Source organism: Micromonospora sp. WMMA2032, from assembly GCF_002688545.1.
GTDB lineage: Bacteria > Actinomycetota > Actinomycetes > Mycobacteriales > Micromonosporaceae > Micromonospora > Micromonospora sediminicola.
Genome location: NZ_CP024052.1, coordinates 1,919,631 through 1,941,740, shown reverse-complemented (window position 1 = coordinate 1,941,740; position 22,110 = coordinate 1,919,631). Strand labels below are relative to the sequence as shown.

Here is a 22,110-nt window from a genome sequence, read left to right as displayed (position 1 = left end):
GACGCTACGGTCGGGCGGGCGCGACGGCGTCCCACCAGGGGTTGATCATCGGGGTCCGCCGCGCGGCGGATGCCGTCAGCCGCCGGGCCGCACGATGCCGTGCTCGTACGCGAAGATCACCGCCTGGACCCGGTCGCGCAGTCCCAGCTTGGCCAGCACCCGGCTCACGTGGGTCTTCACGGTCGCCTCGCCGACGTGCAGGACGGCGGCGACCTCCGCGTTGCTGGCGCCCCGCGCCACCAGCGCCAGCACCTCACGCTCCCGGGGGGTCAGTTCCGCCGTCGCGGCGTCGTGCCGAGGGTCGGGCGGCGCGGCACCGGGACGGGCGAAGGTGGAGATCACCCGGCGGGTGAGCGCGGGCGCGATCAGTCCCTCGCCGCGCGCCACCACCCGGACCGCCTCGACGAGGTCCTCGGGTGTGCCGTTCTTGAGCAGGAAGCCGCTCGCCCCGGCCCGCAGCGCCGCGAAGAGGTAGTCGTCGCGGTCGAAGGTGGTGAGGATCAGCACGGCCGGGCCGTCGCCGGTGGCGTCGTCGGTGATCCTGCGGGTCGCCGCCAGCCCGTCGAGCACCGGCATCTCCACGTCCATCAGCACCACGTCCGGTCGCAGCGCGGCGGCCATCGCCACCGCCCGCTCCCCGTCGGCAGCCTCCCCGACCACCTCGATGTCGTCCTCCACCTCGAGGATGATGCGGAAGCCGCTGCGGACCAGGTGCTGGTCGTCGACGAGCAGGACCCGGACCGGCCCGTCCGGCGCCGGCCCGGTCACGCCGCCCGCCCGGCCGTCTCGACGGCCAGCGGCAGGCGGGCCCGCACCCGGAAGCCGCCACCGGCCCTCGGCCCGGCCTCCAGCTCACCGCCGTGCGCGGTGGCCCGCTCACGCATGCCGATCAGGCCGAGTCCGCCCCCGCCGCCGGACCCTCCGCCGCGCCCGTCGTCGCTCACGTCGACCTCCAGCTCCCGGTCGAGGTAGCGGATCCGCACGTCCAGCGACGTGGCGGACGCGTGCTTGACCACGTTCGTCACCGCCTCCTGCACGATCCGGTACGCCGCCTGGGACACCGAGCGGGGCAGCGGCGTCGGGTCGCCGTACACCCCGAGGCGGGCCCGCAGCCCGGTCTCGCGGGCCCGGTCGACCAGCGCGGCGACCTGCTCGATGCCGGCGGTGTCGGTGGGCCCGGCGCCGGACGCGACGCTCGGGTCCCGCAGCACGCCGAGCATCCGGCGCAGCTCGTCCACCGAGGTGCGGGCCGTCTCCTCGATGGCGGTCAGCGCGGTACGCGCCTTGTCCGGGTCGCGGTCGAACACCCGCCGGCACGCGGCGGCCTGCACGCCCATGACCGACACGTGGTGGGCGACCACGTCGTGCAGCTCCCGGGCGATGCGGACCCGTTCCCCCATCACCGCGCGTTCGCGCGCCTCCTCCTGCGAGCGGCGCAGCTGCTCGGCCTGCTCCCGCAGCTCGTGCCGGCGGCGCGCGGCCACCCAGGCGGTCTGGCCGGAGTAGTAGGCGAAGGCGAAGAACAGGACGTTGTACAGGACGCCGTTGATGACGGCCGCGAGCACCGGCGGCACCGGGCCGGCGGCGCCGTCGAAGGTGCTCGCCGAGAGCTGGTCGGCGCGCAGCGCGAGCGACAGTCCCAGCCAGCCGAACATCGCGCCGATGATGGCGACCCGGACCCGCCCGGCCAGCCGCCGGTCGGTGCCCCAGGCGCCGAGGGTGTAGAGCGCGGCGAAGAGCGCCCCCGACGGGAGCTGGGACAGCGGGACCGCCCGGGCCTGCCCGGCGATGAAGGCGATCGAGATGAACACCGCGACCGCGGTGGGCCACCGTCGGCGCAGGGCCAGCGGCGCGGTCGCCGCCGCCGTCCAGAAGATCTGCTCGGCCAGGCTCGGCGGCGGCCCGAGCAGGAACGCCCCGGTGCTGCGGGCGAGGGTCAGCTCGAACAGGGCCAGCACGGTGACTCCGAGGCCGATCCAGAGGTCGGTGCGGAGCTGCTCGGCGGTGGGACCCGGCCGTCGCCAGCCGGTGGTGTTTGCGGTGCTCACCGTACGACCATGCCACCCGCCCCCGCCCGCCCCGACCGGAAGGGCACCCCCGCCACCCGACCCACCCTGATCGACGAGGGAAACCGGCCTGACCGGGGCGCGGGTGGGGGCGTAGCCTGCCTCGGTGCTCGTACCCGATCTGCCGCTGCGCACCGGGCGCCTGGTGCTGCGCGCCTTCACCACGGCCGACCTGGCCGTCGTCCGGGACTACCGGGGCCGCCCGGAGGTCACCCGCTTTCTCTACCAGGAGCCCTACGACGACGAGTCGGTGCGGCCGGCGATCGACCGGATGGTCCGCCGGACCGCGTTGCGGGCACCGGGCGACGTGCTCCAGTTGGCGGTGACGTTGCCCGACACCGGCGTGGTCGTCGGGGACGTGCTGCTGAACTGGACCAGCGGCGAGCACCGGCAGGGCGAGATCGGCTACGCGGCCCACCCGGACCACACCGGTCGGGGCTACGTCACCGAGGCGGCCCGGGAGCTGCTGCGACTCGGCTTCGACGGGCTGGGCCTGCACCGGATCGTCGGTCGGCTGGACGCCCGCAACACGGCCTCCGCCCGGGTGCTGGAGCGGTTGGGCATGCGGCGCGAGGCGCACCTGCGGGAGAACGAGTTCGTCAAGGGGGAGTGGACCGACGAGGCGGTCTACGCCCTGCTGGCGCGGGAGTGGCGCGCGGCGGCCTGAGGCCCGGCGCACCCGAGGGCCCGGCGCGCCCCGTGCGGGCGGCGCCGGGCCGGTCAAGACCCTCAGCGGCGGGCGCGGACCGCCTTGACCGCGCTGTCGATCACGTCCCAGACCGCGATGACCACGGTGACCACCACGGCGATCCGGGCGACGTCGTCCGCCCCGCCCTCGCGGAGCCAGGCGAACCGCTCGACCAGGTCCGGGTTGAGCATCCGGTCGGTCAGCAGCAGCCACACCACCGGCGCCGCGAACGCCAGGTTGAGCAGCGCGTTGACCCCGACCAGCGCCCAGGTCCACCGGCCCGACCGGTACTTCGCGATCTCCAGACCGACGGTGGCCAGCAGCACCACGATCAGCGCCGGGAGCCAGAAGCTCCAGAGCGCCGGGTCGAGCACCGGCAGCCGGGAGCCGTCGCCGCTGGCCCAGTGCTGGAAGTGCTGCCCGACGAGGACGCCGACCGTGCCGAGCAGGAACACCACGGACGCGACGCTGTCCGGCTGGCTGATCTGCCGGTCGTGGGTCTCCTCGGGGAGCTGGTCGACGGTCCACTCGGGCAGGCCCAGCGGGGTCCGGGTGCGCTCCAGGACGGCGAAGGACAGCGTGACCCAGAACGCGATCTGCACGGCCGTCTGCAACGCGCTGGCGATGCCGGCGCCGATCGCCGCGCCCGGTTCGCCGCCGACCGTCGCCTTGACCACGCCGGTGACCACGCCGACGATCGCCGGGATCCAGGTGAGCAGCATCCGCAGCACCCGCCACCAGAGCAGGTAGTAGCGCGGGCCGATGAGCTGGAGCGTGCGGTCGCTGTAGCGGGCCGCGAGCTGCTCGGGGTTGCCCATCTCGGTGAGCACCTCGCGCTCGGCGGAGGCGTGGTCCTGCCCGCCCGCGGTCCGGTCGTCGATCATGTCGGCGATGGAGGCGCGCAGCTCCTCGGCGAGCTCGGCGCGGCGGGGCGCCGGCACGGTGCGCAGGGTGGCCGCGAGATAGCGGTCGGTCAGGGAACTCATCGCCCTACTCCTTCGATCAGCTGGGTGACGGACGTCTGGACCGCGGTCAGGTCGTCGAGCAGGCGGCCCAGCACCGTCTCGCCGTCGTCACTGGTGCGGTAGAACTTGCGCGGCCGGCTCTCCTCGGTGTTCCACTCGCTGGTCAGCAGGCCCTGTTCCTCGAGCCGGCGCAGCAGCGGGTAGAGCGTGTTGGCGTCGACCGCGAAGCCGTGCGCGGCCAGCCGTTGCAGCAGGGCGTAGCCGTAGTCGGGGCGGCGCAGGGCGACCAGGCTGGCCACCACGATCGTGCCGCGTCGCAGCTCCTGGAGGTGGGTCCGGAGGACCTCGTCGGTGACCATGTGACACACGATAGTGTGTGCCACACACCATTGCAAGCAGATACACCGTCGTGTGGCATACACCGGTCCGTCGGGAGAGACGCCGGCCACCCCCGGCGCGGACGGTGGAGCCGGTCGGACCGCCTCGGTAGGGTGGGTCGGTCGACTCCGACGCAGCTTGATCCACAACCCGGGGGGCGCCACGCATGGGCGATTCGTTCGCGCATCTGCACGTACACACCGAGTACTCGATGCTCGACGGGGCGGCCCGGCTCAAGGACCTGTTCGCCGAGGCGGCGCGGCTCGGCATGCCGGCGGTGGCGATCACCGACCACGGCAACATGCACGGCGCGAACGACTTCTACAAGCAGGCCATGGCCGCCGGGGTCAAGCCCATCCTCGGCGTCGAGGCGTACGTGGCGCCGGAGTCGCGCTTCCACAAGGCACGGGTCAAGTGGGGGCGCCCCGAGCAGAAGAGCGACGACGTCTCCGGCAACGGCGCCATCACCCACATGACCATGTGGGCGGCGAACCGCACCGGGCTGCACAACATGTTCCGGCTCAACTCCCGCGCCTCCATGGAGGGCCACTACGTCAAGTGGCCCCGGATGGACATGGAGCTGATCGCCGAGCACGCCGAGGGCATCATGGCCACCACCGGCTGCCCGTCCGGCGCGGTGCAGACCCGGCTGCGGCTCGGCCAGTTCGACGAGGCGCTCAAGGTCGCCGCCGCCTACCAGGACATCTTCGGCAAGGACAACTACTTCCTGGAGATCATGGACCACGGCCTCGACATCGAGCGCCGGGTCCGCGACGGGCTCACCGAGATCGCCCGCAAGCTCGACATCCCGCCGGTGGTCACCAACGACTCGCACTACACCCACGAGGCGCAGGCCGAGGCGCACGACGTGCTGCTGTGCGTGCAGACCGGCAGCAACGTGGCCGACCCGAACCGGTTCCGGTTCGAGGGCGGCGGCTACTTCGTCAAGTCCGCCGACCAGATGCGCGCGGTCGACTCCTCCGAGCTGTGGCAGCAGGGCTGCCGCAACACGCTGCTGGTGGCCGAGAAGGTCGACCCGACCGGCATGTTCACCTTCCACAACCTGATGCCGCGGTTCCCGATCCCCGACGGCGAGACCGAGGAGTCCTGGTTCCGCAAGGAGACGTTCGCCGGGCTCAAGCGCCGCTTCCCGAACGGCATCCCGGAGGGCCACGTCGTCCAGGCCGAGTACGAGCTGGGCGTCATCATCCAGATGGGCTTCCCGTCCTACTTCCTCGTGGTCGCCGACTTCATCCAGTGGGCCAAGAACCAGGGCATCGCGGTCGGCCCGGGCCGTGGCTCGGCCGCCGGTTCGCTGGTCGCGTACGCGCTGGGCATCACCGACCTGGACCCGATCCCGCACGGCCTGATCTTCGAGCGGTTCCTCAACCCCGAGCGCGTCTCGATGCCGGACGTCGACATCGACTTCGACGAGCGCCGGCGTGGTGAGGTCATCAAGTACGTGACCGACAAGTGGGGCGAGGACAAGGTCGCGCAGATCGCCACGTTCGGCACGATCAAGGCGAAGGCCGCGATCAAGGACTCGGCCCGCGTGCTGGGTTTCCCGTACGCGGTCGGCGACCGGATCACCAAGGCCATGCCCCCGGCGGTGATGGGCAAGGACATCCCGCTGTCCGGCATCTTCGACCCGAAGCACCCGCGCTACGCCGAGGCGGGCGAGATCCGGGGCCTCTACGAGTCCGACCCGGACGTCAAGAAGGTGATCGAGACCGCGAAGGGCATCGAGGGCCTGATCCGGCAGACCGGCGTGCACGCGGCCGGCGTCATCATGTCCGCCGAGCCGATCATCGAGCACATCCCGCTGATGCGGCGTGACTCCGACGGCGTCATCATCACGCAGTTCGACTACCCGACCTGCGAGTCGCTCGGGTTGCTGAAGATGGACTTCCTCGGCCTGCGCAACCTGACGATCATCGACGACGCGGTGAAGAACATCCGGCTCAACCACAACCTGGAGCTGGACCTGCTGGGCCTGCCGCTGGACGACCGGCAGGCGTACGAACTGCTCGCCCGCGGTGACACGCTGGGCGTCTTCCAGCTCGACGGCGGGCCGATGCGCTCGCTGCTGCGGCTGATGAAGCCGGACAACTTCGAGGACATCTCGGCCGTGCTGGCGCTCTACCGCCCCGGCCCGATGGGCGTCGACTCGCACACCAACTACGCGCTGCGCAAGAACGGCCTCCAGGAGATCACCCCGATCCACCCGGAGCTGGAGGAGCCGCTGCGCGAGATCCTCGCCCCGACCTACGGCCTGATCGTCTACCAGGAGCAGGTGCAGCGCGCCGCGCAGATCCTCGCCGGCTACACGCTCGGCCAGGCCGACCTGCTGCGCCGGGCGATGGGCAAGAAGAAGAAGGAGATCCTCGACAAGGAGTTCATCCCGTTCCGGGACGGCTGCCGCGAGCGCGGCTACTCCGACGAGGCCATCCAGGCGGTGTGGGACGTGCTCGTCCCGTTCGCCGGCTACGCGTTCAACAAGGCCCACTCCGCCGCGTACGGCCTGGTCTCCTACTGGACCGCCTACCTGAAGGCGCACTACCCCGCCGAGTACATGGCCGCGTTGCTCACCTCCGTCGGTGACGACAAGGACAAGATGGCCATGTACCTGTCCGAGTGCCGCCGGATGCGCATCCAGGTCCTCCCGCCGGACGTGAACACCTCGGCCGGCCCGTTCACCCCGGTCGGCAAGGAGATCCGCTTCGGTCTCGGCGCGGTGCGCAACGTCGGCGCGAACGTGGTCGCCTCGATCATGCGGTGCCGCGACGAGAAGGGCGACTACACCGACTTCTACGACTTCCTGTCCAAGGTGGACGCGGTGGTCTGCAACAAGAAGACCATCGAATCGCTGATCAAGGCCGGCGCGTTCGACTCGCTCAACCACCCCCGCAAGGGCCTGCTGGCGGTGCACGCCGACGCCATCGACGCGTACGCCGACGTCAAGCGCAAGGAGGCGGTCGGCCAGTACGACCTGTTCGGCGCCGGCTTCGGCGACGCGGACACCGGCGGCAGCACCACCGTGATGCCGGTCATCGGCGAGGGGGAGTGGGACAAGCGGGACAAGCTCGCCTTCGAACGCGAGATGCTCGGCCTCTACGTCTCCGACCACCCGTTGTTCGGCCTGGAGCACGTGCTCGGCGCCGCCGCGGACACCACCATCGCCGCGCTCTCCGAGGAGGGCACCGTGCCCGACGGCGCGGTCGTCACCCTCGCCGGCATCCTCTCGGGCGTGCAGCGCCGGGTCACCAAGCAGGGCCGGGCCTGGGCCTCGGCCACCCTGGAGGACCTGGCCGGCGGCGTGGAGACGCTGTTCTTCCCGAACACCTACGAGGTGATCGGGCAATACATCGCCGAGGACGCCATCGTGGTGGTCAAGGGCCGGGTGGACCGGCGCGACGACACCCCCCGGATCATGGCGATGGACATGTCCATGCCGGACGTCACCAGCAACCCGGCGAACAAGCCGGTCACCCTGACCATCCCGGTGCACCGCTGCACCCCGCCGCTGGTCGAGCGGCTCAAGGAGACGCTGGTGCTGCATCCGGGCGACTGCGAGGTGCACGTCAAGCTGCTCAACGGCGGCAAGGTCACCACGCTGCGCCTCGGCCCGTTCCGGGTCGCGCCGACCACCGCCCTGATGGGCGACCTGAAGAGCGTGCTGGGCCCGGCCAACGTGAGCTGACCGGCGGCGTCGGACGGCGTGCGGTCCGGTGAGACCTGCTTCACAGTGTCGACATGGACACCACCACCCCCACCCCCGAGGCTGTCCGACCCGCCCGCCGGGACCGGACCCGGTACCTCTACCTGGCGGTCATCGTCGCCGTCATCGCCGGCATCGTGGTCGGCCTCGTCGCGCCCGACGTCGGCAAGGCGCTGAAACCGCTGGGTACCGGCTTCGTCAACCTGATCAAGATGATGATCAGCCCGGTCATCTTCTGCACGATCGTGCTCGGTGTCGGATCCGTCCGGCAGGCGGCCAAGGTCGGCAAGGTCGGCGGCCTCGCGCTCGGCTACTTCCTGGTCATGTCGACAGTGGCTCTGGCGATCGGTCTCGTGGTCGGCAACATCATCCACCCCGGCGCGGGCCTGGACCTGGGCCCCGAGGTGGCCGACGCCGGCCGGTCCGCCGCCGGTGACGAGAGCGCCGGCACGGTCGACTTCCTGCTCGGCATCATCCCGACCACACTGGTCTCCGCGCTGACCGAGGGCGAGGTGCTGCAGACCCTGCTGGTCGCGCTGCTGGTCGGCTTCGCCGTGCAGGGGCTGGGCAGTCGGGGCGAGCCGGTGCTGCGGGCGATCGGCGTGCTGCAGCGCCTGGTCTTCAAGGTGCTGGCCATGATCATGTGGCTCGCGCCGATCGGCGCGTTCGGCGCGATGGCAGCCGTGGTCGGCGCCACCGGCGTGGACGCGCTGAAGAGCCTGGCCCAGATCATGCTCGGCTTCTACGCCACCTGCCTGATCTTCGTGATCGTGGTGCTCGGCCTGCTGCTGCGCCTGATCGCCCGGATCTCGATCTTCTCGCTGCTGCGCTACCTGGGCCGGGAGTTCCTGCTGATCCTCTCCACCTCGTCGTCGGAATCGGCGCTGCCCCGGCTGATCGCCAAGATGGAACACGTCGGCGTCGGCCGTCCGGTCGTCGGCATCACGGTCCCCACCGGCTACTCGTTCAACCTCGACGGCACCGCGATCTACCTGACCATGGCCTCCCTCTTCGTGGCCGACGCGCTGGGCAAGCCGCTGGCCGTCGGCGAGCAGATCTCGCTGCTGGTGTTCATGGTGATCGCCTCCAAGGGTGCGGCCGGCGTGACCGGCGCCGGCCTGGCCACGCTCGCCGGCGGCCTCCAGTCGCACCGGCCGGACCTGGTCGACGGCGTCGGCCTGATCGTCGGCATCGACCGGTTCATGTCCGAGGCCCGGGCGCTGACCAACTTCGCCGGCAACGCCGTGGCCACCGTGCTGGTCGGCACCTGGACCGGTGAGTTCGACCGCGACCAGGCCCGTGCCGTCCTGGCCGGGGACCGCCCGTTCGACGAGGCCAGCATGGTCGACGAGGACGACGACGAGCGCCCCGCCGAGGACACCCCGCCCGGCGCCGAGCGCCCGCTCGCCGGCTCCACCGCCTGACCCCCCCGCCGGCCCGCCCCGGGCTCGCCTCGCCTCGGCCCGGCCGGGCCCGGCCTGGCCTGGCTCGGCCTGGCTTGGCTCGGCTCGGCCCGGCGCGACCCGCCCGGCTTGGCCCGGCCCGGCCCGATGCGATTCGGCTTGGCCCGCCTTCACCAGGGGCAGGATTGGCTACGTAGTCCGCCTGCGGACCAGCCGCGCGCCTGGAGCGGCGCTCTCGTCGAGACGGGCACGGGCCGGAGCGCCCTACCTGTTGAGTCGGTCCATGTCCCGAGGCGGACCACCGGACGCGACCGACCAGACAGGCACATGAGTTCCAAACCGATATACCGCTGAGTCATAAATATGACTGAGCGGTATATCGGTCTTCAACCGTCGCCCTCATGCGGTGGCAGCGACGCAGGCCCGACCGCGATCATGCACCTTCGGTCCAGGCAAAAGGGACGGAGCGCCCAGGGAGGTGGCCGGAACTGCAAGATCGCGGGGCGCGGGGCGCGGGTGCAGGGAGGGGCCGAGGGTGAGGGCGCGAGGGCGGGGCCGAGGGTGAGGGCGCAGGGCAGGGCTGGGGGTGGGGGGTGCAGAGCAGGGCTGAGGGTGGGGTGTAGGGCGGGGCCGCGGGGCGAGGCAGGGGCGAGGCCGGGGCGGGGGCCAGCGCGGGGCGTGTGCGGGGGCGGGGGCCAGCGCGGGGCGTGGCGGGGGCGGGGGCCAGCGCGGGGCGTGTGCGGGGGCAGCAGGGGGTGAGGGGTGGGGGAGCGGGGTGTAGGGCGAGCGGGTGAGAAGCGTGGGCCACGGGGGTGGGATTGGTGGTTTCGGACGGGAGTCGGGGGTGGCTAGCGTCGGTGGCATGGAGCTGGAGCAGGCGCGGAAGTTGTGGCAGGTGGAGTCGGGCTGGTTGAACACGGCGACCTACGGGTTGCCGCCCGATCCGGTGTGGACGGCCGTGCAGCAGGTGCTCGCCGAGTGGCGGACCGGCCGGGTGTCGTTCGAGGTGTGGGACGAGTCGGTCGGCCGGTCCCGGGCCGCGTTCGCCCGGCTGGTCGGCGTGGACCCGGCCGACGTGAGCGTCGGCGCCGCCGTGTCCCAACTGGCCGCGCCGATCGCGGCGGCGCTGCCGTCGGGGGCCACGGTGGTGGTGCCCGAGGTCGAGTTCACCTCGATCCTGTTCCCCTGGCTGGTGCAGGAGGACCGGGGGGTGCGGGTGCGGACCGTGCCGCTCGACGGCCTGGTCGACGCGATCGACGCCGACACCGACCTGGTCGCGTTCAGCCTGGTGCAGTCCGCCGACGGCACGGTCGCGCCGTACGACGAGATCGTCGCGGCGGCCCGGGCGCACGGGGCGCTGGTCGTGGTCGACGCCACCCAGGCCTGCGGATGGCTGCCGTTCGCGGCCGACCGGGCGGACGCGGTGCTGGTGGGGGCGTACAAGTGGTTGATGGCGCCGCGCGGCGCGGCCTTCGCCTACCTGGCCCCGGCGCTGCGCGAGCGGATGCGTGCGGACGCCGCCGGGTGGTACGCGGGCCGCGACCCGCACGCCTCGTACTACGGCACGCCGTTGCGGCTGGCCGACGACGCCCGCCGCTTCGACATCTCCCCGTCGTGGCTCTGCTACGCGGGGGCGGCGCCGGTGCTGGAACTGCTCGCCGACCTCGACCTGGCGGCGGTGCGGGACCACGACGTGGCGCTGGCCAACCGGTTCCTGGCCGGTTTGGGCCGCCCGCCCGGCGACAGCGCGATCGTCAGCGTGGACGTGCCGGACGCCCAGGAGCGGCTGGCCCGCGCCGGGGTGCGCGCGGCGGTGCGGGCCGGGCGGGTGCGCGCCTCGTTCCACCTCTACACGACCGAGGCGGACGTGGACCGGGCGGTCGAGGCGCTGACCGGCTGACCCGGCCCCCGGGTCAGGCCAGGTGGCCGCCGATCTTCGTGTAGCCGCGCAGCAGGTCGCGGGAGATGATCAGCCGCTGCATCTCGTCGGTGCCCTCGAAGATCCGGTACAGGCGCACCTGCCGGTACCAGCGTTCGATCGGCAACTCCCGGGTGTAGCCCATGCCGCCGTGGATCTGGAGCACCCGGTCCACCACCCGGTTGACCATGCCGGCGCCGTAGAGCTTGCCCATCGAGGAGGCGTGCCGGGGATCGAGGCCCTGGTCGACCGTCCAGGCCGAGCGCAGGATCAGCCAGCGCGCGGCCTCCAACTCGGTCTCCGAGTCGGCGATCATCCACTGGATGGCCTGGTTGGTGGCGATCGGCGCGCCGAACGTCTCCCGGGTGTTGGCGTGGTCGATCGCCATCTGGAGGGCGCGTTCGGCGATGCCGACCGCGTGCGAGGGGATGGTGTAGCGGCCCTTGCCGATCCACTCCATGCCGAGCGTGAAGCCCTGACCGATCTCGCCGAGGATGTTGCGGTGCGGCACGCGTACGCCGTCGAAGACGAGTGAGGCCGGGCCGCCCTCGCCCATGGTCTGGATGAACTCCGACCGCCAGCCCATCGCCCGGTCGACCAGGAACGCGGTCGCGCCGCCGCGGCGGGCCCCCTTCTCCGGGTCGGTCACCGCCACCACGATGGCGAAGTCGGCGTCGTTGCCGTTGGTGATGAACGTCTTCTCGCCGTCGAGGACCCAGTCGTCGCCGTCGCGTCGGGCGCGCAGCTTGATGTTGGCCGCGTCCGAGCCGGCGCCCGGCTCGGTGATGGCGAAGCAGGAGATCCGTTCGCCCTCGATGGTCGGGATCAGGAACTCGCGCTTCTGCTCGTCGGTGGCGTGGAACAGGATGTTGTCGGCCTCGCCGCCGAAGCGGAACGGCACGAAGCTGCGGCCCAGCTCGGTCCAGATCAGCGACTGCATCACCGCCGGCAGGTCCATCCCGCCGTACTCCTCCGGGGTGGCCAGGCCCCAGAAGCCGAACTTCTTCGCCTTGAGCTGCAACTCGCGCAGCTCTGAGCGGTCCAGGCCGGGCCGGTGGGCGCGCTCACGGCGCAGCACCTCCTGCTCCAGCGGCAGCACCTCGCGGGTGACGAAGGCGCGCACGGTGTCCCGGACGGCCCGTTCCTCGTCGGACAGTGCGAAGTCCACGATGCTCCCTCGGTCGGCGTGGCGACCGTCGCGGCGGCGGCGGTCGCCTTTAAACTAGCGGTGCAAGTTTTCATCCGTCCAGCCCTCTCCTGTCACCGCCGCGGTGAGACCCGCCCGGTTAAGGTGCATGATCAGGTGGTTTCGGACGGGAGGCGGCTTGCGGGACCTGGTCTGCGAACAGGTGAGGGGAGTGGCCGGCAACCCGGCGACCCCGTCGGAGTTGCTGCTCCGCATGCTGGACGACAGCGACGCGGCCGTAGCGGTGCTGATCTTCCGGAACACGCTGCCGGACGAGTTCTGCGCCGCCGTCGCCGCACACCCGGATCGGCGGGTCCGGGCGGCGCTGGCGGACAGTTCGTCAGCCACGCCGCAACAGCGCGCCCTGCTCGTCGACGATCCCGCGCCGATGGTCCGTATCCTGCTCGCCCACGGGCCGGAGCTGTTCCGGGCCACGCCCGCGCCGCTGCCCGAGGAGACCTACGCCCGGCTGGCGGCGGACCCGGACCACCGGGTCCGCGACGAGGTGGCCGGGTCCCGGCAGTGTCCGGTGGACGTCCGGGCCCGGATGGTCGAGGACCCCGATCCCGAGGTCCGGGTCTCGGGGTACGCGGGCTGGGCGGATCCGTCGGACGGGATCACCGACCGGCTGCTCGCCGACCCCGACCCCCGGGTGCGCGACGCGGTGGCCCGGCGGGCGTGGCGCCGCCGTCCGGAACTGCTCGCCGGCGTGCTCGACGAGGCGTGGTCGGACCCCTGGTGGCTGCGTGACCTGGCCGTCGAGATCCCGTTGGCGCGGGCGATGGCGGAGCGACTCGCCCGGCACCAGGACCGGGACGTCCGCGCGGCCGTGGCCGAGAACCCGCACCTGCCCCGCGACCTGGTCCAGGAGTTGGCCACCGACCCCGACCCGACGGTGCGGCTACGGCTGTCCCTGCGCCCCGGGCTGACCGAGGCCGAACGCGCCGCCGTCGACTACGAGGTGCGGCCGGAGACCCGCCTCCGACCCGCCCGGTGGGTGCTCGACCGGCTCGGCGATCCCGACGCGCTGGACGGCGCCGTCCGCTCGGCCCACGTCGGGCTTCGGCGCAGCGCCGCGTACAGCCCGAGCCTGCGTCCGGACCAGGTGGCCCGGCTCGCCGGCGACGACGACTTCGCGGTCCGGCTGCTGCTCTGTGAGAACCACGACGAGGTCCCGGGGGAGGTGCTGCTCGCGACGTATCTGGAGGCTCGGGTGATCACGGCGAGCATGTTGATCGCGCGGCCCCGCTTCCCGCGGGTCGGGCTGGCCCGGCTGGCGGACTCCGCCGATCCCAGGGCGCGCATGCTGGTCCGCCACGACCCGGAGGCACCGGCCGAGCTCATCGACCGGCTCAGCCGTGATGGGGACGGCGGCGTCCGGTCCCGGATGGCGTCCGACCCCCGCCTTGGCGCCGGGCGGCTGGCCGAGCTGCTCGACGATCCGGCCGCCGCGGGATCGGCGGCGGGAAACCCCAACCTTCCGGTCGCCCTCATGGAACGGATCCTTGCCGGGGCGGGGATCCTCCGGGCGTCCGCCGGAACCGCCGGCGGGGAGGCCTGACATGCCCCGCCCCCGCCAGGCCCTGCTCAACCGGGACCGGATCGTCGAGACCGCGCTCGTGCTCATCGACGCCGACGGTCTCGGCGCGCTCTCCACCCGCCGGCTGGCCGCCGCGCTCGGCGTGCAGGGCCCCTCGCTCTACAACCACTTCGCCACGAAGGACGAGATCCTCGACGCCGTGGCGGACAGCGTCACCGGCACGGTCGACGTGAGCGTCTTCGACCGGTACGACTGGGTCGAGGCGTTGCGCCGCTGGGCCCGGTCCTACCGTGCGGCGCTGGCCGCGCACCCGAACATCGTCCCCTACCTGGCGCAGGGGCCGGGCCGCCGGGCGGCCGCGCTGGCCATGGCCGACGCTGTCTACGGCGCGCTGGTCCGGGCGGGCTGGCCGCCGGCCCGGGCCACCCACATCGGTGCCGCGCTGCGCTACTTCGTGGCCGGGTCGGCGCTCGGCTCGTTCGCGCGGGGGTTCGTGGAGGACCCGGAGCTGTACGCGGCCCACCCGCACCTCACGCAGGCCCACCGGCTGCGCGGCCACCAGCGCAGCGTCGACGAGGGCGCCTTCACCCTCGGCCTGGACGCGTTGCTGCACGGCCTCGCGGACGAGTACGCCCGGACGGTGGCCCCGGTGGAACGCGGCAGCGGTCCGGGGTAGCGTCAAAACTCCCACTGCTAGTTTCCCGCCCCCGAAGGGACGCCATGGATCTCGCCGATGCGCCCCCCGCCCTGCTGGTCCGCCGCCACCTGCACCTCGCCGGGGACTGGGTCGACCCGGCGGACGGCGGGACGATCCCGGTCGAGAACCCGGCGACCGGGGAGATCATCGGGCAGGTTCCCGCCGGCACCCCCGCCGACGTGGACCGTGCGGTCGCCGCCGCCCGGGCCGCCTTCCCCGGCTGGGCCGCCACGGCACCCGCCGACCGGGCCGCCCACCTCGACCGGCTGCACGCCGCGCTCGCCGCCCGCGCCGACGAGGTCGCCCGCACCGTGGCCCTCGAACTGGGCACCCCGCTCAAGCTCGCCACCCGGGTGCAGGCCGGGCTGCCGCTGACGGTGCTGCGCGGCCTGGTCGACCTGGCCGCCCGCCCGGCCGCCGAGCAGGAGGTCGGCAATTCGCTGGTGGTGCGCGAGCCGGTCGGTGTGGTCGGCGCGATCACCCCGTGGAACTATCCGCTGCACCAGGTGGTCGCCAAGGTCGCCCCGGCGCTGGCCGCCGGCTGCACCGTCGTGCTGAAGCCGAGCGAGCTGACGCCGCTCACCGCGTACCTGCTCTTCGACGCGGTGACCGAGGCCGGCCTGCCGCCCGGGGTGGTCAACCTGGTGCCCGGCACCGGCCCGGTGGTCGGTGAGGCGCTCGCCGCGCACCCCGACGTGGACCTGGTCTCGTTCACCGGCTCCACCGCCACCGGCCGGCGGATCGCGCACCTCGCCGCCGACCGGATCGCCCGGGTCGCCCTGGAACTGGGCGGCAAGTCGGCGAACGTGATCCTGGCCGACGCCGACCTGCCCACCGCGGTCAAGGTCGGCGTGGGCAACGCGCTGCTCAACTCCGGGCAGACCTGCACCGCCTGGACCCGGATGCTGGTGCACCGCGACCGCTACGCCGAGGCGCTCGACCTGGTCGCGGCCGCCGTGGCCGGCTACCGGCTCGGCGACCCGTTCGACCCGGCCACCCGGCTCGGCCCGCTGGTCTCCGCCGCCCAGGCCCAACGGGTACGCGGGCACGTGGACCGGGCGCTCGCCGACGGAGCCCGGCTCGTCGCCGGCGGCCCGGACGCGCCGCTGCCGTCCCGGGGCCACTTCGTGGCGCCCACCGTCTTCGCCGACGTGCACCCGGACAGCGCGTTGGCGCAGGAGGAGGTCTTCGGCCCGGTGCTCGCGGTGGTCCCGTTCGCCGACACCGACGAGGCGGTCGCGATCGCCAACAACTCCCGGTACGGCCTGGCCGGTGCGGTCTGGTCCGCCGACTCCGACGCGGCGCTGGCCGTGGCCCGGCGGCTGCGGACCGGCCAGGTGGACGTCAACGGCGCCGCGTTCAACCCGCTCGCGCCGTTCGGCGGCTACAAGCAGTCCGGCCTCGGCCGCGAGCTGGGCGGCTACGGCGTCGAGGAGTTCACCGAGCTGAAGGCGATCCAGCGGTGAGGGCGCTGGTCGTGCGTGGCCGGGGCGGGACCCCGACGGTCGAGGAGGTGCGCCTGCCCGCGCCCGGCCCGGGGGAGCTGCGGGTCCGCATCCGCGCCGCCGGCCTCTGCCACTCCGACCTGGCCATGGTGAACGGCACGCTGGCGCCGGCGTACCCGCTGGTGCTGGGGCACGAGGCGACCGGTGTGGTGGCCGAGGCGGGTCCGGCGACCCGGCTGGCGGTCGGCACGCCGGTGGTGCTCAACTGGGCGCCCGCGTGCCGCGACTGCTGGCACTGCCGACACGGCGAGCCCTGGCTGTGTGCCGCGAACACCGCCCCCTCGGTCGCCCGGGGGGAGACGGCCGCCGGGGAGCCGGTGCAGGTCACGCTCGGGCTCGGCGCGCTAGCCGAGGAGGTGGTGGTGCCGGAGCGGGCGGCCGTGCCGGTGCCGGCCGGCCTGCCGCCGGCGCAGGCGGCGCTGCTGGGCTGCGCGGTGCTCACCGGCGTCGGCGCGGTCCGCAACACCGCCCGCGTGGGCGCCGGCGAGTCGGTGGCGGTGATCGGGCTGGGCGGGGTCGGCCTGGCCGTGCTCACCGCGGCCCGTCGCGCCGGCGCGTCACCGATCCTCGCCGTCGACGTGGTGGAGGCCAAGCGGGAGCTGGCCCTGGCCGCCGGCGCCACCGACTTCCTGCGCTCCGACGACACGCTCGGCAAGGAGGTCCGCGCGCGCACCGGCGGGCGCGGGGTGGACCACGCCTTCGAGTGCGTCGGCCGGTCCGCCACCATCCGGGCCGCCTGGCGCGCCACCCGGCGCGGGGGAGCGGTGACCGTGGTCGGCATGGGCGCCAAGGACGACCTGCTCAGCCTGTCCGCCCTGGACATCTTCCACTCGGCGCGGACGCTGCGCTCCTCGGTCTACGGCTCGACCGATCCGGACCGCGAGGTGCCGGAGCTGGCCGCCGCGCTCGCCGCCGGCGACCTCGACCTGGCGCCCCTGGTCAGTGGCACGGTGTCGCTCGCGGAGGCGCCCGAGGCGCTGGACCGGCTGGCCCGTGGCGAGGGCGCCCGCTGGGTGGTCACCTTCTCGGACTGACCTCCCGGCCGGGGCGGCCTCCGCCTCCGCGAAGAGCGGTACACCCCCTCGGCGGTGGCTGCTCGCCGTCCTGGAGCGGGGCCCTTCCCCGCGCCCCGGTGACGGTGCCGCACCACATGTCGACGGCCACCGATCGGACCGGACCCGGTCGGGGGCGACCGACACCTATGGAGGACGGGCCCGTGCCGTCCCGGGGGAATGTGTGGTGGATCGACATGGCTCGACCACTTCGGCTCCCCGTAGGTTTCCTGCACGCGACGGCCCTGTGACCCCGGTCACCGACCTGGCCGTCGCGTGCGGACCTGCGGAGGGTGAGGCGATGGCCGGGCAAGCGATCCTGTCGGCCCGAGGGCTGACCCGGGACTTCCGGGGCTTCCGGGCCGTCGATCGCGTCGACCTCGACGTGGCACCGGAGACCGTGCATGCCCTCGTCGGCCCGAACGGCGCCGGCAAGACCACACTGTTCAACCTGCTCACCGGCTTCCTGCCGCCCAGCGGCGGGCGGATCGAGCTGGACGGCCGGGACGTCACCGGCCTGCCCCCCGAGCGGGTGGCCCGCCTCGGCGTGGCCCGGTCGTTCCAGATCACCAGCCTCTTCCCGCAGCTCGGCGCGCGGGAGCACGTCGAGCTGGCCCTCCAGTCGCGCAGCGGGCTGGGCTGGCGGTTCTGGCGGTCGGCGAAGCTGATGCGCCGCTACCGGGACCGGGCCGACGAGCTGCTGGCCATGGTCGGCCTGGCCGACCTCGCCGAGGCGCCGGCGGAGGCCCTCGCGTACGGGCGCAAGCGAGCCCTGGAGCTGGCGATCGCGCTCGCCCTCGACCCGAAGGTGCTGCTGCTGGACGAGCCGACGGCCGGGATGGGCCTGGAGGACGTCGACCGCACCGTCGACCTGATCGCCACCGTCCGCACGGGACGGACCGTGGTCATGGTGGAACACAACATGAGCGTGGTGGGCCGGCTCGCCGACACGGTCACCGTCCTGCAGGCCGGCAAGGTGCTGGTCGAGGGGCCGTACGAGCAGGTCCGCGCCGACGAGCGGGTCATCACCGCCTACCTGGGAGCCGCGGATGCTGCGCATTGAGAACCTCTCCGCCTGGTACGGCGAGGCCCAGGTGCTGCGGGAGGTGAGTCTGGAGGTGGCCGCCGGTGAGGTGGTCACCCTGGTCGGGCGCAACGGCGCCGGCAAGTCCACGCTGCTGCGGTCGGTGATGGGGCTGCACCCCGGCCAGCGCGGCGCGGTGCACCTCGACGGCCGGGACATCTCCCGGCTGCCGGCGTACCGGCGGGCGCGGGCCGGGCTCGGCTGGGTCCCCGACGACCGGGGCGCGTACGCCACGCTCACGGTCACCGAGAACCTGACCCTGCCGCCCCGGGTCGGTCCCGACCCGTGGCCGCTGGAGCGGGTGTACGAGGCGTTCCCCGCCCTGCACGCCCGGCGCGACTCGGCCGCGACCATGCTCTCCGGCGGCGAGCAGCAGATGCTCGCGCTGGCCCGGGTGCTGCGCATGGGCGCCCGGCTGCTGCTCTGCGACGAGCCCACCGAAGGGCTGTCGCCGCTGCTCGTGCAGCAGGTCGGTGACCTGCTGCGGGAGGCCAAGAAGCACGGCGTGACCGTGCTGCTGGTGGAACAGAACCTGCACTTCGCCACCGGCGTCGCCGACCGGCACTACCTGCTGGCCGAGGGACGGATCGCGGAGGCGATGGAGAACGCCGAGGTGCGCTCGCGGGAACGCGAGCTGCTGGCGTACCTCGGCATCTGAATCTGGACGGCTGACCCGCGCGGACCGCGCGGTACGAAGGGGATGAACATGCGTAGGAGCGTGGGTGTGGCCGCCGCCTCGGCGGCGGCGCTGCTGGTGGCCGGCTGCGGCGGCGGTGGCCCGCAGTCCGGCGGCGACTCGAAGCTGACCGGCGACAAGATCGTGCTGGGCGTGCTCAACGACCAGTCGGGCGCCTACTCGGAGCTGTCCGGGCGCAACTCGGTCAAGGCCGTGGAGATGGCGATCGCCGACTTCAAGGCCAAGCACGGCGACGACGCGGTGACCAAGGACATCACCGTGGAGACGGCGGACCACCAGAACAAGCCGGACGTGGCCAACAGCAAGGCCCAGGAGATGGTCGACCGCAAGGGCGTCGACGCCATCCTGGACGTGCCGACCTCCTCGGCCGCCCTGAAGGTCGCCGACGTGGCCAAGGAGAAGAAGAAGCTCTACTTCAACATCGGCGCCGCCACCACCGACCTGACCGGCAAGAGCTGCAACAAGTACACGTTCCACTACGCGTACGACACGTACATGCTGGCCCACGGCACCGGCACGGTGACCACCGAGCAGGTCGGCAAGAACTGGTACATCCTCTACCCGAACTACGCGTTCGGGCAGGACATGGAGAAGAGCTTCACCGCCGCCATCACGGCGGCCGGCGGGCAGGTCGTCGGCTCCGACGGCGCCCCGTTCCCGAACACCAGCGGCGACTACTCGTCGTTCCTGCTCAAGGCGCCGACGCTGAACCCGAAGCCGCAGGTGCTCGGCACCATGCAGGCCGGCGCGGAGCTGGTCAACGTGGTCAAGCAGTACAACGAGTTCAAGCTGCGGGACAAGGGCGTCGGGCTGGCCGTCGGCCTGATGTTCATCACCGACATCCACTCGCTCACCCCGGCCGCGCTGGCCGGCACCACCTACACCGACGCCTGGTACTGGAACTTCGACCAGCAGAACCGGGAGTGGGCGGACCGGTTCCAGAAGGAGACCGGCACCCGTCCGTCGTTCGCCCACGCGGCGAACTACTCCGCCGCCATGCAGTACCTGGAGGCGGTGCAGGCCGCCGGCACCGACGACGCGGACGCCGTGGTCAAGGAGCTGGAGGGCAAGGACGTCAACGACCTCTTCCTGCGCAACGGCAAGATCCGCGCGGAGGACCACCGGGTCGTGCACGACGCGTACCTGGCCCAGGTGAAGCCGCAGGCCGAGGTCACGGAGCCGTGGGACTACGTGAAGATCCTCAAGACCATCCCGGCGGCGGAAGCCTTCCGCACCCCGTCCCCGGACTGCAAGCTCTGACATGTCCGGGTTCCTGCAGAACACGTTCAACGGGCTGGTGGGCGGGGCGTTCTACGCCCTGCTCGCCCTCGGGCTCGCGGTCATCTTCGGCATGCTCCGGGTGGTGAACTTCGCCCACGGCGCGTTCTACATGCTCGGCGCGTTCGGGGCGTACGTGCTGCTCGCCGAGGCGGGAGTGCCGTTCTGGGCCGCGTTGGTGATCATGCCGCTGGCGCTGGGCCTGCTCGGCATGGTGCTGGAGCGGGCGGTGATCCACCGGCTGACCCGGCTCGACCCGCTCTACAACTTCCTGCTCACCTTCGGCCTGACGCTGATCCTGCAGGACCTGGTCAAGTCCCGGTACGGCGTGCAGTCCAGCCCGTACGCCACGCCCGCCGAGCTGAGCGGGACGGTCGACTTCGGACTCTTCGACTTCCCGACGTACCGGGTCTTCATCCTCGGCTTCACCGTGCTGCTGTGCGTGGCGGTGTGGTGGGTGCTCGGGCGGACCCGGATCGGCATGGTGGTCCGGGCCGCCACCGAGCGGCCGGAGCTGACCCGGGCGTTCGGCATCGACGTGGGGAAGTGGGTCACCCCGGTGTTCGGCTTCGGCATCGCCCTGGCCGGGCTGGCCGGGGTGCTCGCCGCCCCGATGCGGGCGGTCAACCCGCTGATGGGCGCCGACCTGATCATCGTGGTCTTCGCGGTGGTGGTGATCGGCGGCCTCGGCTCGATCTTCGGCTCGGTCGCCGCCGGCTTCGGCATCGGCCTGATCCAGGCGTGGGGCGAGGCGTACCTGTCCGACTACCCGCTCGTGTCGCAGACCGTCGTGTTCGTGGTGATGGCCGCCGTGCTGCTCTGGCGTCCGGCCGGCCTGTTCGGCCGAGAGGAGGCACCCGCGTGAGCAGTGCTGTGGAAACCGCCCCGGTCAAGCGGAAGGCACCCCGGTCCGGTCTGCTCGCCGTGGCGCGGGCGCCCGGCTGGGTCCGGTACGTGCTGCTCGCCGCCGGCCTGCTCGTCGCGCTGTGGCTGCCCAACGGGCTCTACCCGGCGGTCGCGGTGGACATCCTGTGCTGGGCGCTCTTCGCCGTCTCGGTGGACCTGCTGCTCGGCTTCACCGGGCTGATGTCCTTCGGGCACGCCGGGTTCTGGGGCACCTCGGCGTACCTGACCGGGCTGGTGGCGATCCACGCCGGCCTGCCGTTCCCGGCCGCGGTGCTGGCCGGGGCGCTGGGCGCGGCGCTGCTCGCGCTGCCGATCGGCTACCTGGCGGTGAAGCGCACCGGGATCTACTTCGCCATGGTCACGCTGGCCTTCGCGCAGATGGTCTACTACGTGGCCAACGAGTGGCGCTCGGTCACCCAGGGCGAGAACGGCCTGCAGGGCGTGCCGCGCGCGTTCTTCGGCGCCGACCTCACCGACGACTACTACTTCTACTACGCGATCCTGCCGATCGTGCTGCTCGGCCTGCTCGCCGCCTGGCGGATCGTGCACTCGCCGTTCGGCCGGGTGCTGGTCGGCATCCGGGACAACCCGGCCCGGGCCCGCGCGCTGGGCTACCCGGTGCACCGCTACAAGCTGACCGCGTTCGTGCTCTCCGGCTTCCTGGCCGGGCTCGGCGGCGGGCTCTTCGCGGTCGGCCACCGGTTCGTCTCGCTGGACGTGCTGCACTGGACGACCTCCGGCAAGGCGGTCATCGTGGTGGTGCTCGGCGGCATCGGCACGCTGTGGGGCGGGGTGCTCGGCGCGGCCCTGGTGGTCCGCCTGGAGGACTGGCTGTCGTTCTCCGGGTTCGAGGCCATCGGGCTGGTCACCGGCGGCATCTTCGTCCTCGTCGTGCTGCTGTTCCGGCGGGGCATCTGGGGCACGGTCGCCCACCTGGCCCGGCGGCGGGCGGCGACCCGTCAGGGCCGGTCCGGCTAGACCGGCGTGCCCGACGGCGCGACGCGGGCGGCGGACATCGCCTCCGCGTCG

General features: G+C 72.8%; 18 protein-coding genes. 13 read left to right on the top strand and 5 right to left on the bottom strand.

Going from position 1 to position 22,110, the window contains the following annotated elements; translation table 11 throughout:
• Positions 1 to 75 precede the first annotated feature (75 nt).
• Positions 76 to 768: a response regulator transcription factor gene (locus CO540_RS08350; RefSeq protein ID WP_091578205.1), complete on the bottom strand. Its 693-nt coding sequence runs from the start codon at positions 766 to 768 to the stop codon at positions 76 to 78.
• Positions 765 to 2,048 carry a sensor histidine kinase gene (locus CO540_RS08345; protein WP_099161579.1) on the bottom strand — a complete coding sequence of 428 codons (1,284 nt, stop codon included), beginning with the start codon at positions 2,046 to 2,048 and terminating at the stop codon, positions 765 to 767. Before CO540_RS08345 ends, CO540_RS08350 begins: the two co-directional genes overlap by 4 nt.
• A 124-nt stretch (positions 2,049 to 2,172) precedes the next feature.
• On the opposite strand from CO540_RS08345, the gene CO540_RS08340 reads away from it, so the two are divergent.
• On the top strand, positions 2,173 to 2,733 hold the full coding sequence (locus CO540_RS08340; RefSeq protein ID WP_099161578.1) for a GNAT family N-acetyltransferase: 561 nt from the start codon (positions 2,173 to 2,175) through the stop codon (positions 2,731 to 2,733).
• A gap of 62 nt (positions 2,734 to 2,795) precedes the next feature.
• On the opposite strand, the gene CO540_RS08335 is transcribed toward CO540_RS08340, so the two are convergent.
• Both CO540_RS08335 and CO540_RS08330 read right to left on the bottom strand, forming a co-directional pair.
• Complete coding sequence (locus tag CO540_RS08335; protein ID WP_099161577.1) at positions 2,796 to 3,740, bottom strand: permease prefix domain 1-containing protein; 945 nt, start codon at positions 3,738 to 3,740, stop codon at positions 2,796 to 2,798.
• Positions 3,737 to 4,078, bottom strand: coding sequence for a PadR family transcriptional regulator (locus CO540_RS08330; RefSeq protein ID WP_091578193.1), 342 nt, complete (start codon positions 4,076 to 4,078; stop codon positions 3,737 to 3,739). The genes CO540_RS08335 and CO540_RS08330 overlap by 4 nt, the downstream gene beginning before the upstream one ends.
• A gap of 185 nt (positions 4,079 to 4,263) precedes the next feature.
• Between CO540_RS08330 and dnaE the strand changes: the two genes are divergently transcribed.
• The 3 genes from dnaE (at position 4,264) to CO540_RS08315 (ending at position 11,118) form a co-directional block, all read left to right on the top strand.
• Complete coding sequence (dnaE, locus tag CO540_RS08325; protein ID WP_091578190.1) at positions 4,264 to 7,797, top strand: DNA polymerase III subunit alpha; 3,534 nt, start codon at positions 4,264 to 4,266, stop codon at positions 7,795 to 7,797.
• 53 nt (positions 7,798 to 7,850) lie between these two features.
• On the top strand, positions 7,851 to 9,239 hold the full coding sequence (locus CO540_RS08320; protein ID WP_099161576.1) for a cation:dicarboxylate symporter family transporter: 1,389 nt from the start codon (positions 7,851 to 7,853) through the stop codon (positions 9,237 to 9,239).
• A gap of 841 nt (positions 9,240 to 10,080) precedes the next feature.
• Positions 10,081 to 11,118 carry an aminotransferase class V-fold PLP-dependent enzyme gene (locus tag CO540_RS08315; RefSeq protein ID WP_099161575.1) on the top strand — a complete coding sequence of 346 codons (1,038 nt, stop codon included), beginning with the start codon at positions 10,081 to 10,083 and terminating at the stop codon, positions 11,116 to 11,118.
• Positions 11,119 to 11,131: 13 nt separating this feature from the next.
• Here the strand turns inward: CO540_RS08315 and CO540_RS08310 are convergent, their stop codons facing one another.
• Positions 11,132 to 12,304, bottom strand: a complete 1,173-nt coding sequence (locus CO540_RS08310; protein ID WP_099161574.1) for an acyl-CoA dehydrogenase family protein — start codon at positions 12,302 to 12,304, stop codon at positions 11,132 to 11,134.
• 157 nt (positions 12,305 to 12,461) lie between these two features.
• Here CO540_RS08310 and CO540_RS08305 point away from each other — a divergent pair, with 157 nt between their 5' ends.
• The 9 genes from CO540_RS08305 (at position 12,462) to CO540_RS08265 (ending at position 22,059) form a co-directional block, all read left to right on the top strand.
• Positions 12,462 to 13,883, top strand: coding sequence for an LRV domain-containing protein (locus CO540_RS08305; protein ID WP_157779082.1), 1,422 nt, complete (start codon positions 12,462 to 12,464; stop codon positions 13,881 to 13,883).
• Between the two features lies 1 nt (position 13,884).
• Positions 13,885 to 14,538, top strand: a complete 654-nt coding sequence (locus CO540_RS08300; protein ID WP_099161572.1) for a TetR/AcrR family transcriptional regulator C-terminal domain-containing protein — start codon at positions 13,885 to 13,887, stop codon at positions 14,536 to 14,538.
• A 44-nt stretch (positions 14,539 to 14,582) separates the two neighbouring features.
• Entirely contained in the window at positions 14,583 to 16,025 is a 1,443-nt protein-coding gene (locus CO540_RS08295) for an aldehyde dehydrogenase family protein (protein WP_099161571.1), read from the top strand.
• Positions 16,022 to 17,098, top strand: coding sequence for an alcohol dehydrogenase catalytic domain-containing protein (locus CO540_RS08290; protein ID WP_172967809.1), 1,077 nt, complete (start codon positions 16,022 to 16,024; stop codon positions 17,096 to 17,098). The genes CO540_RS08295 and CO540_RS08290 overlap by 4 nt, the downstream gene beginning before the upstream one ends.
• Before the next feature lie 319 nt (positions 17,099 to 17,417).
• Positions 17,418 to 18,179: an ABC transporter ATP-binding protein gene (locus tag CO540_RS08285; protein ID WP_099164660.1), complete on the top strand. Its 762-nt coding sequence runs from the start codon at positions 17,418 to 17,420 to the stop codon at positions 18,177 to 18,179.
• Positions 18,166 to 18,858, top strand: coding sequence for an ABC transporter ATP-binding protein (locus CO540_RS08280; protein ID WP_091578169.1), 693 nt, complete (start codon positions 18,166 to 18,168; stop codon positions 18,856 to 18,858). Before CO540_RS08285 ends, CO540_RS08280 begins: the two co-directional genes overlap by 14 nt.
• A gap of 42 nt (positions 18,859 to 18,900) precedes the next feature.
• On the top strand, positions 18,901 to 20,157 hold the full coding sequence (locus CO540_RS08275; RefSeq protein WP_099161570.1) for an ABC transporter substrate-binding protein: 1,257 nt from the start codon (positions 18,901 to 18,903) through the stop codon (positions 20,155 to 20,157).
• Between the two features lies 1 nt (position 20,158).
• A complete protein-coding gene (locus CO540_RS08270) occupies positions 20,159 to 21,040 on the top strand; it encodes a branched-chain amino acid ABC transporter permease (protein WP_091578165.1) in 882 nt (293 codons plus the stop codon).
• The gene (locus CO540_RS08265) at positions 21,037 to 22,059 is read left to right on the top strand and encodes a branched-chain amino acid ABC transporter permease (RefSeq protein ID WP_099161569.1); all 1,023 of its coding nucleotides are present in this window, start codon (positions 21,037 to 21,039) and stop codon (positions 22,057 to 22,059) included. The genes CO540_RS08270 and CO540_RS08265 overlap by 4 nt, the downstream gene beginning before the upstream one ends.
• The last annotated feature ends 51 nt before the right edge of the window (positions 22,060 to 22,110 follow it).